General features: G+C 33.2%; 14 protein-coding genes and 1 pseudogene. All 15 read right to left on the bottom strand.

Going from position 1 to position 14,368, the window contains the following annotated elements; translation table 11 throughout:
- Nucleotides 1–297: 297 nt before the first annotated feature.
- Nucleotides 298–801 carry a hypothetical protein gene (locus ABXQ82_RS16910; RefSeq protein WP_367062562.1) on the bottom strand — a complete coding sequence of 168 codons (504 nt, stop codon included), beginning with the start codon at nt 799–801 and terminating at the stop codon, nt 298–300.
- 5 nt (nt 802–806) lie between these two features.
- Nucleotides 807–1,829: an RHS repeat-associated core domain-containing protein gene (locus tag ABXQ82_RS16905; protein ID WP_367062559.1), complete on the bottom strand. Its 1,023-nt coding sequence runs from the start codon at nt 1,827–1,829 to the stop codon at nt 807–809.
- A gap of 286 nt (nt 1,830–2,115) precedes the next feature.
- Nucleotides 2,116–2,961 carry a hypothetical protein gene (locus ABXQ82_RS16900; protein WP_367062556.1) on the bottom strand — a complete coding sequence of 282 codons (846 nt, stop codon included), beginning with the start codon at nt 2,959–2,961 and terminating at the stop codon, nt 2,116–2,118.
- A gap of 6 nt (nt 2,962–2,967) precedes the next feature.
- Nucleotides 2,968–4,038: pseudogene (locus ABXQ82_RS16895) on the bottom strand (RHS repeat-associated core domain-containing protein); the annotation flags it as partial.
- Between the two features lie 309 nt (nt 4,039–4,347).
- Complete coding sequence (locus ABXQ82_RS16890) at nt 4,348–4,875, bottom strand: hypothetical protein (RefSeq protein WP_367062553.1); 528 nt, start codon at nt 4,873–4,875, stop codon at nt 4,348–4,350.
- Between the two features lies 1 nt (nt 4,876).
- Nucleotides 4,877–5,809, bottom strand: a complete 933-nt coding sequence (locus ABXQ82_RS16885; protein ID WP_367062550.1) for an RHS repeat-associated core domain-containing protein — start codon at nt 5,807–5,809, stop codon at nt 4,877–4,879.
- Between the two features lie 398 nt (nt 5,810–6,207).
- Complete coding sequence (locus ABXQ82_RS16880) at nt 6,208–6,669, bottom strand: hypothetical protein (protein WP_367062547.1); 462 nt, start codon at nt 6,667–6,669, stop codon at nt 6,208–6,210.
- 5 nt (nt 6,670–6,674) lie between these two features.
- Nucleotides 6,675–7,466: a hypothetical protein gene (locus ABXQ82_RS16875; protein WP_367062544.1), complete on the bottom strand. Its 792-nt coding sequence runs from the start codon at nt 7,464–7,466 to the stop codon at nt 6,675–6,677.
- Nucleotides 7,467–7,987: 521 nt separating this feature from the next.
- Nucleotides 7,988–8,509, bottom strand: a complete 522-nt coding sequence (locus ABXQ82_RS16870) for a hypothetical protein (protein WP_367062542.1) — start codon at nt 8,507–8,509, stop codon at nt 7,988–7,990.
- 16 nt (nt 8,510–8,525) lie between these two features.
- The gene (locus ABXQ82_RS16865; RefSeq protein WP_367062539.1) at nt 8,526–9,569 is read right to left on the bottom strand and encodes an RHS repeat-associated core domain-containing protein; all 1,044 of its coding nucleotides are present in this window, start codon (nt 9,567–9,569) and stop codon (nt 8,526–8,528) included.
- Between the two features lie 395 nt (nt 9,570–9,964).
- Nucleotides 9,965–10,642 carry a hypothetical protein gene (locus ABXQ82_RS16860; RefSeq protein WP_367062536.1) on the bottom strand — a complete coding sequence of 226 codons (678 nt, stop codon included), beginning with the start codon at nt 10,640–10,642 and terminating at the stop codon, nt 9,965–9,967.
- Nucleotides 10,643–10,644: 2 nt separating this feature from the next.
- Nucleotides 10,645–11,667, bottom strand: coding sequence for an RHS repeat-associated core domain-containing protein (locus tag ABXQ82_RS16855; RefSeq protein ID WP_367062533.1), 1,023 nt, complete (start codon nt 11,665–11,667; stop codon nt 10,645–10,647).
- Nucleotides 11,668–11,927: 260 nt separating this feature from the next.
- Nucleotides 11,928–12,035 (bottom strand): YegP family protein, encoded by a 108-nt coding sequence (locus ABXQ82_RS16850; RefSeq protein ID WP_367062530.1) that lies wholly within the window; start codon nt 12,033–12,035, stop codon nt 11,928–11,930.
- A 46-nt stretch (nt 12,036–12,081) separates the two neighbouring features.
- Entirely contained in the window at nt 12,082–12,609 is a 528-nt protein-coding gene (locus ABXQ82_RS16845) for a hypothetical protein (protein ID WP_367062527.1), read from the bottom strand.
- Nucleotides 12,610–13,731, bottom strand: a complete 1,122-nt coding sequence (locus tag ABXQ82_RS16840) for an RHS repeat-associated core domain-containing protein (RefSeq protein ID WP_367062524.1) — start codon at nt 13,729–13,731, stop codon at nt 12,610–12,612.
- Nucleotides 13,732–14,368 lie beyond the last annotated feature (637 nt).

Raw genomic sequence — 14,368 nt, 5'->3', positions numbered from 1 at the left:
TTGCTTTTTTGGCACGTTTTGCATGCACTAAAACGGTAAAATATAGAGTAAAAATAGGGCTTTATTTTGATTTTGGAAAGTGTGTCTTGAAACGAAGAAACGTCCCGTTAGGAGACACTTAAAACATATTTGGTACGCTTACTCGGACGGCACTCGTCAAAGACGGAGCGCTAGCCGACACGAGGACTAGCAGGGGCTAGCCGATACGAGGACTATCTGGGATGCATTATAACTTATCTTTCAAACCTATCTACTAATCTTTGCAGCCACTACCAAAGACTACATGTAGTGTAAGGACTATATTATTACCTTTTTATCATTTAGATTAAACTCTTCTAATTTAAGAAAACCACTAATTTGATCTTCTTTTTCTAAAATCATTACTTTTTTATATATCTTATATTCAAATTTTAAGGAAGTAATTTCCTTAAGCTCTTCTATTTTAATAGTATCTCTTTCTAGAATTTCTTCATATAAATTATAATTCTCAACAAAATAAGAACTTATGATGACCTTATTAGATACTAAATTAAAATTCAGATAGCCATAGTAAAGACAATTTAACAAATCTAACCTAATACTTGATTTGGATTTGTTCTTTCTTAATCGCAACAAATTCTCCAAGATTAATACGCAAATTTTATAAGATTCTAACCTAGAATTATAATCTCTACTAATTTCTACCATAAAGGAGTAATAGTATTTATAGAAAATAACAAGTTCCTTTTCTTCAAAAAAATCTTTATTAATTTTTTCTCTTATAATAGATAAATCTTTAATTATTATTTCTTTTGAGTTCATAATTATTAAAATTCATTCAAGATTTCAAGACTTTCTTCTATAACTTCTTTTGCTATTTCCAAGCTCTTTTCACTTGGCTGATAATGCCCACTATGATTAGTGATTTCAAGCACATAATACCCAGTCCATTTAGAGCCTGCCAACATTATTTCTCCTGCGGCTAATACATCTTCTCCTTGAGATAAGACCGTATGTGATATTTCTTCTCCATTTTTAAATTTATTCATAATCTTCATATTGCCACTCTTGTCAACAATAAACTTCATAGGGCCTTCAGCTATCATGTCATCAAACTTATCACTTCCTAAATCTAAAACTTCAACTCCTAAATGTGCAGCTCTATCAAGTTCTGATTTTATAGAATTAGGCATCAAGTTTTTCCAAGAATCAAATGCTCCTTCTGCAATTCTACTTAATAAAGTCCCTCTACCTGTTGTTTTAGCAAAAACCCCAATTCCTTTTGTCATACTTCGAAATGGTCCTCCCATCCCTACTGCGTTTCCTAAAACTTCTACAGTATCTAAAACACTATTAACTGGATTATCATTATAAACACTAACTAATTGATATTCATAATAAATCCCTATAGTGTTCATCTTATACTGCACATCGTAGTAATCTTGAATTTTTAATGTTACTCTAGTATATTCTGTTTCTCCCATAGCCTTAGCCCAGGCTTTTCTAGCTGTATTACCTACTGCTGTATAACCAGATTGGATAGCAAATATTGGGTCAATTGACTCACCAAGAGTTGGTTCTCGAGGTCCTCCTATTGTTTGTTGAAATTCTAAACCCTCTAAATCAACTCCGTCTATCACTCTATTTTCACTAAATGCGTAGGGACTATTCCATGGATAAGTTGTGGCTAAAGGGTCAACAGCAAAAAACCTACCCACACGTGGGTCATGCATCCTATACTTGTAATTTACAGAATTCCCTTCCCCCTTAACCTCATCATCCATTTCCTGCCCTTGGAAGCCATAACGGTAAGCCCCCGGGCTACCACCACTACGATTAGGCAGGGTCATTCCGAAGTAAGCCTAATCAAAACACCTCTAAAGGCTTTATGTATAAGAACGTTCGTGTTTTTAAATACCTTAAAAACTTACCATTTTTTGCTTTTTCGATACATTATACATGTACCAAAATGGCAAAAATGTTTAGTAAAAATAGGGCTTTATTTTGATTTTGAAAAGTGTGTCTTGAAACGAAGAAACGTCCCGTTAGGAGACACTTAAAACATATTGGTACGCTTACTCGGTACGGCACTCGTCAAAGACGAAGCGCTAGCCGATACGAGGACTAGCTGGGGGCTTACTTTCGCTTAAGTTTTGGCAAAATCAAGTCCTTGTAACTATAATTATAATTCTTTTTATTGTCAAAATAAAACATTTCTAATTTTGAAAAAAAGCTAGTATCACAATCTTCTATAAAAGTTCCTTTTAAGTTGAACTCAACTAATTTAGGTAAATTATCAATAAAACCTATACTTCTAATCTTTTTAGAACAATAGATTAATGATAACTTCATCAACCCCTTTATTTTCGATATATCTTGAAAATTTTCGATTTTTCTACAATATTCTAAGTGCATCTCTCTTAAATTAATTATTTCCCCATCAATACTAATTTGAATTAACTTTCTTAGGTGGTATCCCTCAAATTTAGACAGCATTTTTAAATTCTCAATTCCATAAAGTGAAGATATACTGCTATCGCTTAAAGAAAGTGTTTCCAGTTTTTTTAATTTTTGGAAATATATTAAGTTATCTTGGTCATAGTTCCAAAGTCTTAACGATTTTAGATGCAAACACTTTGATATATTAAGCCATTTTCTGTTCCAATCGATACTTAGTGATTTTAGGCTTGTAAAAAAACTTAAATCAAATTCTGACTTTGGGTTTGAATTACTAATTAAAACTCTTAGATTTTTCAAGTGTTTTATCCCGTCTATATCAATATCTCTATCCGTGATAGATATAACCTCAATACTTGGACAAAACTCTAAAAAGTTAACATCTTTTAAATAATATCCTGAGACACTATTTATATCAAGATTCTTGATTTTATTTTTGTTTATATAACTTATATAATCATCCAACCTTGACGAGTCTATTCTCAAGTATTCATAATCTAAATCTTTATATATCTCAACCTTCATATTGTATTAACTGCCCTTTTTACCATATTTTTTATCGTAATCATCTTTGTATTTTCTATTCCCTGGAGAATCTCTAAGGTTTCGGTTATTTGTATTTTTATATCCACCAGGGTCATTATTAAGTTTCTTTGCTTCATCAACAAATCCATCTGCATTTGTGTTTTTTGAAGAGGGAGTCCAATCAAAATTTGCTATTACATCTTCTGGGTTTTTTGATTTTCGGGCTGAAGCAGAAATTGCCTCTTCAAGGTTGCCTTTTCCATGGTATTTAGTTCCATCTTTAAAAACAATAGTATATGAACCCATATCTTTAAGTTTTTCCTTGCCATATTTTTCAACAAATTGCTCTTTAACTTGCGATCTTAATACTTTTTTAAAACCATGTTCTATTATGTCAATTGGATCCATAATGACAGGGACTCCTGTTATAGACTCAATAGTATATTCTAAACTTTCTTCTGCAAGGAAAGTTAAAACAGTTTGCGTACCATATGCTGCTATTACCTCTAATCCTACTACCACAACTGCTGGTGCAGCCATCATAACAGCAATAACCTTTCCAGCTTCTTCATCGCTCAAATTTCTATAGCTGTTATAAATTTTATTATAATCCTCTCCTTTTGCACGCTTAAGAGCATCTCTAAAAACTACATTATTTTCAAAAAGCAACTTAGCCACCTGGTCACTTCCAAGAGGATATTGATTTACAATAGGAGACCCAACTTGTACTCCATTGTTTTTAGGGTCATTAAAAATGTATTCTGTGAAGAAGAATCTATGAGGAGCTCCATTCCTTATGACATAAATACTATTAGTTATAGCATCATAATAATAATAATAATCATCTCCTCCTTTGTCGATAAACATTATGGGGCTATTGCTAGCAAAGTTATAATTCCCTTGGTAAGTTTTACTAACCGCATCTAAACTTAGCCACCTCCCGACTCTTGGGTCATGGAATCTAGCTCCATAATCATAGCTATTGCCTTCCCCTTTAACTTCATCATCTTTCTCCTGTCCTTGGAAGCCATAACGATAGGAATCCACGCTACCTCTACGATTGGGCAGGGTCATTCCGAAGGCAGGATAATCAAAACACCAGCAAAGGCTTTATGTATAAGAACGTTTGTGTTTTTAAATACATTAAAAACTAACCATATTTTGCGTTTTTGATACGTTTTGTAAGTACCAAAACGGTAAAAATACAGGTTAAAAATAGGGCTTTATTTTGATTTTGAAAAGTGTGTCTTGAAACGAAGAAACGTCCCGTTAGGAGACACTTAAAACATATTTGGTACGCTTACTCGGTACGGCACTCGTCAAAGACGAAGCGCTAGCCGATACGAGGACTAGCTGGGGGTAATTATATCCACTAGAGCGGCAAGACTACTTTATATCTCCGAAATATCTTCTTGCCTTTTCAAACCAATCTTTATTCCCTCCAATAGTTTCTTTATATAAAGGATGATTATAATCAAGACTCATAATTTTTGCCAACATTGTCTTTTTTTGTTCTTCAGTATTTTTTAAAACAGAACTCCAACTAAAATCTCCAAATACAACACCTTGCATATACTGATCCAATAATTCTGAACATGAATTCAATTGACTTTTAATAAATTTTCTTGTGTTTTTAGGAGAGGTATTGCCTTTTATAACTAAATCCCTAGAAGGATATAGACAATGGATTACATCGTTAAAAGTGAACGAATCCTGATTTCGAGGGTTAATAATTTCAACAAGAAGATCCATTCTATCTAAGCTAAAATCTAGAGCAAAATCAGGATTATAAAGCCGTACAAAATAAATTTTATTTGAATTTTCATATTCAAACTTAACAATTAATTGATGTTTTACTATCTGTTCTTGAAAGATACTTATAATATCTTCCTTAAATTCACTATAACCATGCATATCATTTACTTTTTTTCACCATAGAACTACCTATTATTTCAAAATCATTTCCTTTTAAATAATCGACTTCCTTTCCAAAAGTTGTCAGTCCTTCACTAGCATCTTTACCGTTCCAAAATAAATTTTTAGCATCACTTGGATCGGAAACCAATCTTATATCATCTCCTCTTTCAATAGCTTCATCTAAAAAACGTTTATTAATATCTTTAAACCAATCGAAGGCTTCACCGCTCATCTCCTTAACTTGTTTAGCAACAGCTATAGTTTCATTATCTATGTTTAAAAAGTTTAATTTTAAATCGGAAAATGCATCTATTTTTTTAAGTTTCTCTATTCCTCCTACATACCTTCCCAAAACGGTAGTTACTTTATCTGACCTAGAGACTACATCGCCCCCAAATCCAGCATATTTATAGACGTTTTTTCCTAAATTTTTTGCTGCTTTTAAACTATATTTAGTCGCTACTGCGGCATATCCAGCAAATGGTACAGCTGAACCAAAACTTAAAGTTGCATTAAGTTTTTGACCTTCAAAAGAATAAATAACCCCGTTTAATACATCGGCTGGCTCACCAAATCCAGGCACTAAACCAATGCCATCTAAAGTATAATGCATTGTCTCGATAGAAACAGCCTCTGCAGTTTTTTGATAGGCTTTCGGACTTACAGTCGAATATATATATGACATTCCAATTTCTAAACCTTCTAATTCAACAAATTGGATAACTCTATTTTCACTAAAGGCATAAGGACTATTCCAAGGATATTTACTTGCTAGTGGATCTTCCGCAAAAAACCGACCCACCCTAGCATCATGCATTCTGTATTTGAAGTTATAACTATTCCCTTCCCCCTTAACCTCATCATCCATCTCCTGCCCCTGGAACCCATAACGGTAGGAATCCGTTGCCCCGTGGCGGTTTGGCAGGGTCATACCGAAGGAAGCCTAATCAAAACACCCGCAAAGGCTTTATGTATAAGAACGTTCGTGTTTTTAAATAAACCAAAAACTTACCATTTTTTGCTTTTTTGGCACGTTTTGCATGCACTAAAACGGTAAAATATAGAGTAAAAATAGGGCTTTGTTTTTATTTTGAAAAGTGTGATTTGAAATTAAAAAAACGCCCCATTTGGAAACGATTTCCCTGTATTTTAGCGGGCTTACTCGGTACGGCACTCGTCAAAGACGAAGCGCTAGCCGATACGAGGACTAGCTGGGTTTTAATCATAGAATACCTTTAGATTGCTGTAAAAGCTTTCTCTTTATTTTCTTACTTTTATCGCCACTAGTTACAAACTAGCGGTAGTCGTTACTCGGACAAACTAGCACTATCAGGGGGTAGCGGCGCTACAGATACCAAAATCCGTAATTCGTTTACGGACAAACTGAAATATCAAACATTCTTTTCTTTTCCTATTAAATATGTTATACCATTCAACTTTAACCTTTATAAAATCTTCATTTTTATTTAAAACCGTTAAAAATAAATCATCTTTATGGAAATTGATTAATTTCTCTTGAAAAAAACTTTTTCTTGATTTTAGAGGGCTATACTTTAAAAACAGCATATCAAATATATAATATTCATCTAAATCGTTTATACTAACATTTCTTTCTTGAAAATTTTTAATGACTGCCTTTTTATCAACAAAATGCAAACACTTTTTTAAATCTTTAGAATGAATTCCTTTAATAAATTCATAGCAAATATTATTCATTTCACTATCAGTTATTTGTACTCTGTTACAACTATTCACAATAAAAATTAGAAATGATAATAAAAAAAATTTCACGGGTATTAATTATTTGGTGTTTTATCCTTTATTCTATCATTAGTTAAAGCATCTATTAAAGGTTTCCTGCTTCCACCAGCATCCCTTATGACTTTACCTAGTTCTGGATTTTGTTCAACTAATTTCTTCAATTGTTGAAACAACCTATTTGGTGTTTCTGTAGTTATATCCATAGCAGGTATTTCTATAACACCTCCCATTGAACCAAGTTTTCCGCCATCATGCTTTATGTGTTCCAAAGCAGTGATTTCATCAAAATCAGTACTAATATCAGTAATTGGGCATATTACAAACCCAGTGCAGTTTGCGTTAACTCCATTATAGAAAAATTCAAATATTTCATCTGATTCTTCGTTTATAAATTCACCTTGTTTGTCAAATTGTTCTTCAAGATTTCTCTTAATTATATTATCCTTACTAACACTTGTATATAATTGAATTAAGCCATCTGCTGGTGAATCTTGCTCTCCACCAACATCAAAAAAATCTTTTAAACCAAAGGAACCTCCATCAGATTTTATTTCTTCAACGGAGATATTAGATAATGAACTTAAGTATCCTCTTATATTTTTGTCAAAATCATTAACATCATTAGTTGCTTCACTAGGAGCAAAGTCATAAAAAGTAACAGTTCCGTCTTTTACATATTTAACATTTGTAACTTCAATTCCATTGACCATCACTTTTTCTTCTACTTTTTTATAATTATCTACTGCAATACCAACATGTCCAATATCTCCCGATTTAGTAAACCAAATAATTAAATATACATCTTTTCCATCTGGGTCAATTGCCATCAAAGGAGTATTAAGCACAAAATTATATGGAGAAAAACTTGCATATTTACTTTCAGACGGGTCTGTAGCAAACCATCTACCAACCCTAGGGTCGTACACCTAGCACCAAAGTCATAACTATTATTATTACCTTTTAACTCATCATCTTTCTCCATTACATTAAACCCATACCTATAAGAACCCGCACTACCACTACGATTGGGCAGGGTCATTCCAAAGGAAGCCTAATCAAAACACCCGCAAAGGCTTTATGTATAAGAACGTTTGTGTTTTTTAATATATTAAAAACCTGCCATTTTTTGCTTTTTCGGTACGTTTTATAAGAACCAAAATGGCAAAAACATAGAGTAAAAATAGGGCTTTATTTTGGTTTTGGAAAGTGTGTCTTGAAACGAAGAAACGTCCCGCTTGGAGACGCTCTACATATATTTGGCACTTGCTTACTCTGTACGGCACTCGTCAAAGACGAAGCGCTAGCCGATACGAGGACTAGCTGGGGTATTGTTTCGAAGTTGCAAACTTCAAAGAGCAGGTAATTTTATACTATTTCCCCAACCATTATTTTGATTGAAACTTGAATTCATAATAACATTAGGTATAATTGGCAGATTGAATTTTTCTCTTTTTAATATCTGAAATATATATAACAATTCATTAAATGTGCATTCACTATATTCTCCTGTATTTTTGTAAATATTACATAAAGCTAACTCTATGACACTATCTATAATCTCAATTACTGATTGTGGTAAATTATTATATAAAACTTTAAAACTTTCTAATTCTGAAGTTTTAAAAAAAGTATATTTTTTAAAATTATTATCAGGATGAGAATCTAATATTGAATTTGGCGATAATTCTGTGATTTTTTGTTCAAAATTTTCAGGATATTTTTCATTCAATCCTTCACTTATCTCATTCAAAATAAAAAGCAACTCTTGGTTATCAGAGAATTCAATGAATTTTTCTTTTATAAATAGTTTCAAACAATAGATTGAATAAGCCAACCTACCATTGATTGATATTTTCTTAAAAGTTTCCATGTTCATAATTTTATATTTAACCTCCTCCATTAACCGTATTTGTAACATCTTTAGTTGTTATTGTACAATTATCGCAAGGAGGATTATCTTTTATATTTGATGTATTATTATTTTTTGGTCTAGGTTTTTGTATTTCGACTGTATGAATCTCTAAATTTTCGATTTTAGCTTTATCCTTAAAGGCATTGTTTAAAGCGTTACATTCTGAACAATTAGCTACATCTGTTTTCGTTCCACTCCTTTCAGGCAACATGTTTTTTAATTCAGATGTTAAATCTGGACTATTAGATTTCAATACACCACTTTCTCCTAAATAATATTTGCCGGTTGACTTATCATAAACGACAGACACACTTCTTGGCAGTTTTCTATTACTTCTTGTCTGCAGGAGTTGTTCTGCGTATGTATAAGCTCTTGTTTTTGCAAAGCCCGTGGAGACTATATTATCTAGACTTTTTAACGCTTGTGATGTGAATGGGCTAAACTTTGTAAATAAGTTTGTTGAAGATAGCAAAGGCCCCGTAAAAGCCCCCGCATAGCTCGTAGTAAATGCAGAAGCAATATCACCAGCGGCTCTAGGGTCGTCATTTTTTAAGTTTGTGGTAAATTCATTTATTCCCTTTTTGAAATTTGACCACCTTATACCATTCAATATTGTTGCTGAAGTTAGAACTGGGTTATCCCAAAAACTCTTTGCTAAAGATATTGGTCCATGAATTAAATTTTGTTCTACACGTTCATTAGCAACACTTCTAAATTCATTAGTCAAGGGTTGCTGCCATCCACTATATTTTGCATATAACCCATGACCTGGTGTTCCTTCTAGACCTTCAATTTCTAACATCCCAATTGGACTATTACTGCTAAATTGATAAGGGGTTAATTCAGGGTATTTCCATGTTAACGGGTCAACCGCAAAGAATCTCCCAACTCTAGGATCGTGCATTCTAAACTTATAGTTCAAGCTATTCCCTTCCCCTTTAACTTCATCATCCTTCTCCTGTCCTTGGAAGCCGTAACGGTAGTCATCCGTTGCCCCGTGGCGGTTTGGCAGGGTCATTCCGAAGGTAGCCTAATCAAAACACCCGCAAAGGCCTTATGTATAAGAACGTTTGTGTTTTTAGGTAAACCAAAAATGTACGGTAAAAATAGGGCTTTATTTTGGTTTTTGGTAAGTGTGGTTTGAAACAAAGAAACGTCCCGCTTGGAGACGCTCTACATATATTTGGCACCTGCTTACTCGGTACGGCACTCGTCAAAGACGAAGCGCTAGCCGATACGAGGACTAGCTGGGGTGTATTGAAACGAAGAAACGTCCCGCTTGGAAACGTTTTAAATATATTTGGCACTTGCTTACTCGATACGGCACTCGTCAAAGACGAAGCGCGAGCGTTCACTCATTCGGGCGCGAGCGGGGCTTGAATGCATTTCACTTTTTCATTGGTTGAATGAAGACTATACATCTATTATTATCAAGCCGTTGGAAACTTCCACAACAACTTCTACTATATTAAGACCTGTAATATTATTTAATTCTATTTCATTTTTTAAATTTTCAGAAATGTATGTATTGAAATCAAAAAAGCCTATGAAAAATAAATCAAGATTTTTCAATATGTTAGACTTAAAACATAATCTTTTAGCATAAATTTCACCATTAACTCCTAACTCTTTGGATTTTAAATTCAAATCAGAAAAGTTATTAAAATCTATTTCTTTACCCCCAGATATTATAAAGTCAGAGCTTTTGAACTCCACCTTTTTATATAATTTAGATATAAAATGTAATCTCTGATAATCATTATATTTCTTTTCACCATGTACAAATGATGCTTTAAAATATTTATGGTCAATTAAATTAAATTTTGTCAATAAGTCTTTTAACTTATCGCTTACCATAAACCCCATTCCACCTAGAGGCGTAGCACTTATAACATCTGTTTTATTTGCTTCTTTTTGTAGTAAAAAACTATCTAAGTTTGGGGTGAAATTTATTTCTTTATTTCTATTTTCATACAATATGTAACTTGAGTTTGGAGCATCATAATCATAGCCTTTTATCATTTTCTGTGATTGAGGAAAGTCTCCAGTAATTTTTAAATTCGTTGATTCCGAAATTTTATATAGTCTCATTATTAATTATTTGGGTCAAAATTTTCAAGTTTTAGGTCTAAATCGTTAAGTTTAGTATTTGGATTTGATTCAATAACCCCCTCAACATACTCACTTAACTTCTCTAATCTTTCTTTCGCTTGTTGAGGATTGAATTTAGTCATGTCAAGTTTTTCTACATATTCTCTAATCTGATTTGTGTATTTAGTGTGTTTAGCATGTACTCCTCTTTCATTCTTTTTCAGATATCTTTCTAAATCTTTAAATTTATGCTCAAAACCACCTTTAAAAGCCTTTCTTATAAATGGTATATCCTCCAAAGATTCTGGTATTAAATGATGTCTTTGTAATTCATTAACAACTTGAAAAACTTCATCTAATGCTTTAGGGGTTTTTAATTTAACATCAGGAATTAATTTTTGTAACTTTAATAAATTAGTTGAAGCCCCTATTGGAATAAAACTCGAAACACCGTCTTCTGCAAATCCAGTTGGGTCTTCAAGTACTTTATCCCTTAAATCTACAGACCACAAGGTAGGCAGAGGTCTTTTTTCAACGTAATTATTTACAGCTGTAGCTGATGAGACTACATCACTCTTAATTTTATTCGCCCCTCCAGAGTTTAATAGTGTAAATGCGTTACCTCCCGCATTCCTATTCGCCTCATCAATTTTACCCGCATAATTAAATGGAGCAACAATAATATTATTATATCCAGATATTAGCGTATTGATAAGAAAAACAGCAACTGGTGAAGCTGTTGCAGATTGGTCATAGTCAAACTTTTGTGCCTCAGATAAGAATACCTCTGCTCCTTCTAACTCTATGAACTGGATTACTTGATTTTCGCTAAATGCATATGGAGAATTCCATGGATATTTGGAATCTAGAGGGTCAACCGCAAAAAACCTACCCACCCTTGGGTCATGCATCCTATACTTATAATTAAGCGAATTCCCTTCCCCCTTAACCTCATCATCCTTCTCCTGCCCTTGGAAACCATAGCGATACGAACCCGCACTACCACTACGATTGGGCAGGGTCATACCAAAGGAAGCCTAATCAAAACACCCGCAAAGGCTTTATGTATAAGAACGTTCGTGTTTTTAAATACCTTAAAAACTTACCTTTTTTTGCTTTTTTGGCACGTTTTGCATGCACTAAAACGGTAAAATATAGAGTAAAAATAGGGCTTTATTTTGATTTTGGAAAGTGTGTCTTGAAACGAAGAAAAGTCCCGCTTGGAGACGCTCTACATATATTTGGCACTTGCTTACTCTGTACGGCACTCGTCAAAGACGAAGCGCTAGCCGATACGAGGACTAGCTGGGGCATTATTCTTTACAGAAGCAATACCGTTTTCCATAGCATTTTTACTTGAATGCATTTTGCTTGTTTCAACTATTAATGTCAATGTGTGTGTTGTAAGTGGCAGTGAGGATATTTACTAGTTTAGACCATTATCCATTATTATCAGAATTTATCAATAAATTTACTTTTAAGGTATAATCATCTAAAATTTTAACATCAGCACTAATTTTTAGAAGAAAGCTCAAAAAAAAGTTCTTAATTTCTTTTTTTTCACACTTTAGTATTATTTTATCTGTATCAGAAGAATCTATTTCTAGAATAAAATCACTATAATCTTTCAATTTAGCAATATCAAAAAAGTCATCAGGGTTAATATATCTGTTTTCTATTATTCTAGAAATTAAATCTTCCTCATTTTTGAATATGGGAAAATTTGAGAAAAGTGAATAATCGAAATATTCATCTGAGAACAATTCAGATAATGAGATGAATTTTGCTTCTTTGGTCAATTTATTTATTATAAGCGGTCCTGAACTTCCAACATAATCATTTTTATATGTAGTCTTTCCACTATTTAAATTATCATCTAGCAAAAAAATATAAACATATTTTTCATTTTCAATTTTTTTATTGATGGTCAACCCTTTCGTTAACTTTTTGATTAAATAATCATACATTTATTCTATTCGTATTATAGAGAAGTTCTTACTTATATTCTTATAGTATTTCCATGAAATCTCACTTCCATTTTGGACATCATACAGCCTCCAAATACCATTTTCTTTGACGGCATTAAAAGCATGTGCATCAAAACCAATTGTAGCCTTTGTAGTATCATCAAAATGAGAAAAGAGTATCACAGAATCAGTATCTAATTTATTTAAATTTTTAAATAAATTCGTTGGGTCAACTCGCCATTGAGTTACTGTTGCATCATCAAAACTATTTTTGATGAAAGCTAAAGCGTCATCGAATTTTAAACCTCTCCCTCCTGCTTTTTTAGCTTCACTAAAAACTCTTCCAATTAAAGCTTTATGGAATTCTACAGCACAAGATACACAATTAGCTTTTGACCTAGTCGGATTAATTGCCGAGCTTAACTGTCTTAATCCAATATTTTTATTTCCTACATTATTAATACCACCACCAACATTATCAGTAGTTTTCACAGCTTTAGCAGCAAGCTTAGATTGCTTAAAAACTCTATAAAGTTGATATATATCAATAGCTTTATCAACTACGTATTCACCTGCTATAATTGCTGGGGCTTCCCCAAATCCAATTAGTACACCATAAGAGACTTGCATACCAGGGTTACTATAGGTTTGAACCATTAATTCTTGGCGTTTTCTTGCAGATTTTATCTCCCTTTTTTGCTTTTCAATCTCCGCTTTGCTTCTAGTTTCTTGCGTAAATTGAGACCCCTCTCTATATCTTTTTTCTGCAATTAAAGCCTGTTGAAGTTGAACCTTGAACGCAGCATGCTTACTTGAATACAATTTCAACCCTTCTTCTCCTTTCCAAACTTTTAGTTTATCTCCATAAATCACCCAATATTCTTCTAATCCTTCTAACTCTCCATGGGATATAACTTTATTACCGCTAAAAGCATACGGTGAATAATGTGGGTACTTATGAGTCAACGGGTCAACAGCAAAAAACCTACCCACCCTAGGGTCGTGCATCCTATACTTATAGTTCAAGCTATTCCCTTCCCCCTTAATCTCATCATCCTTCTCCTGTCCCTGGAAGCCATATCGGTAAGAACCCGCATTACCACTACGATTGGGCAGGGTCATTCCGAAGGAAGCCTAATCAAAACACCCGCAAAGGCTTTATGTATAAGAACGTTTGTGTTTTTTAGTATATTAAAAACTTACCATTTTTTGCGTTTTTGGTATGTATTATAAGCACTAAAACAGTAAAAATATGATATAAAAATAGGGCTTTATTTTGATTTTGGAAAGTGTGTCTTGAAACGAAGAAACGTCCCGTTAGGAGACACTTAAAACATATTTGGTACGCTTGCTCGGTACGGCACTCGTCAAAGACGAAGCGCTAGCCGATACGAGGACTAGCTGGGGAGAACATAGCACAGGACACCATAGAAGACATAGATTTACTTACTTTGTTCAACAAGGCTCAAAAACTCTCTAAAAAACAAAAGGAAACAGTTAAGGATTTCCTCTCTGCTTTTGTGCTTAAAGCTGACCTTACCCAAAAGTTAGTGCAATAAAAAAGCCTTTACATCTCTGTAAAAGCTTTTCTCTTCTTATTTTCTTACTCGGTACGGTACTCGTTGCGAACGAGCACTCAATGTCATTAAGTTAAGACCTTTTCAAATGCTATCTTTTTGATTTTTAGTTATTTTAGGCTTAATTCGAGTGCGATATTTTCCTGTATTTCGTTCAAAAGACCTGTTTGGTCTTATTGGAA

This window comes from Algibacter sp. 2305UL17-15, from assembly GCF_040720935.1.
In the GTDB taxonomy this organism is placed as follows: domain Bacteria; phylum Bacteroidota; class Bacteroidia; order Flavobacteriales; family Flavobacteriaceae; genus Jejuia.
The sequence above is the reverse complement of the archived record's forward strand: the minus strand, read 5'-3'. Positions and strand labels throughout refer to the sequence as shown.

Coding starts and splice junctions, on each gene's coding strand:
- ABXQ82_RS16910 (WP_367062562.1), bottom strand. CDS start 801: ATGAACTCAAAAGAAATAATAATTAAAGATTTATCTATTATAAGAGAA.
- ABXQ82_RS16905 (WP_367062559.1), bottom strand. CDS start 1,829: ATGACCCTGCCTAATCGTAGTGGTGGTAGCCCGGGGGCTTACCGTTAT.
- ABXQ82_RS16900 (WP_367062556.1), bottom strand. CDS start 2,961: ATGAAGGTTGAGATATATAAAGATTTAGATTATGAATACTTGAGAATA.
- ABXQ82_RS16890 (WP_367062553.1), bottom strand. CDS start 4,875: ATGCATGGTTATAGTGAATTTAAGGAAGATATTATAAGTATCTTTCAA.
- ABXQ82_RS16885 (WP_367062550.1), bottom strand. CDS start 5,809: ATGACCCTGCCAAACCGCCACGGGGCAACGGATTCCTACCGTTATGGG.
- ABXQ82_RS16875 (WP_367062544.1), bottom strand. CDS start 7,466: ATGGCAATTGACCCAGATGGAAAAGATGTATATTTAATTATTTGGTTT.
- ABXQ82_RS16870 (WP_367062542.1), bottom strand. CDS start 8,509: ATGGAAACTTTTAAGAAAATATCAATCAATGGTAGGTTGGCTTATTCA.
- ABXQ82_RS16865 (WP_367062539.1), bottom strand. CDS start 9,569: ATGACCCTGCCAAACCGCCACGGGGCAACGGATGACTACCGTTACGGC.
- ABXQ82_RS16860 (WP_367062536.1), bottom strand. CDS start 10,642: ATGAGACTATATAAAATTTCGGAATCAACGAATTTAAAAATTACTGGA.
- ABXQ82_RS16855 (WP_367062533.1), bottom strand. CDS start 11,667: ATGACCCTGCCCAATCGTAGTGGTAGTGCGGGTTCGTATCGCTATGGT.
- ABXQ82_RS16845 (WP_367062527.1), bottom strand. CDS start 12,609: ATGTATGATTATTTAATCAAAAAGTTAACGAAAGGGTTGACCATCAAT.
- ABXQ82_RS16840 (WP_367062524.1), bottom strand. CDS start 13,731: ATGACCCTGCCCAATCGTAGTGGTAATGCGGGTTCTTACCGATATGGC.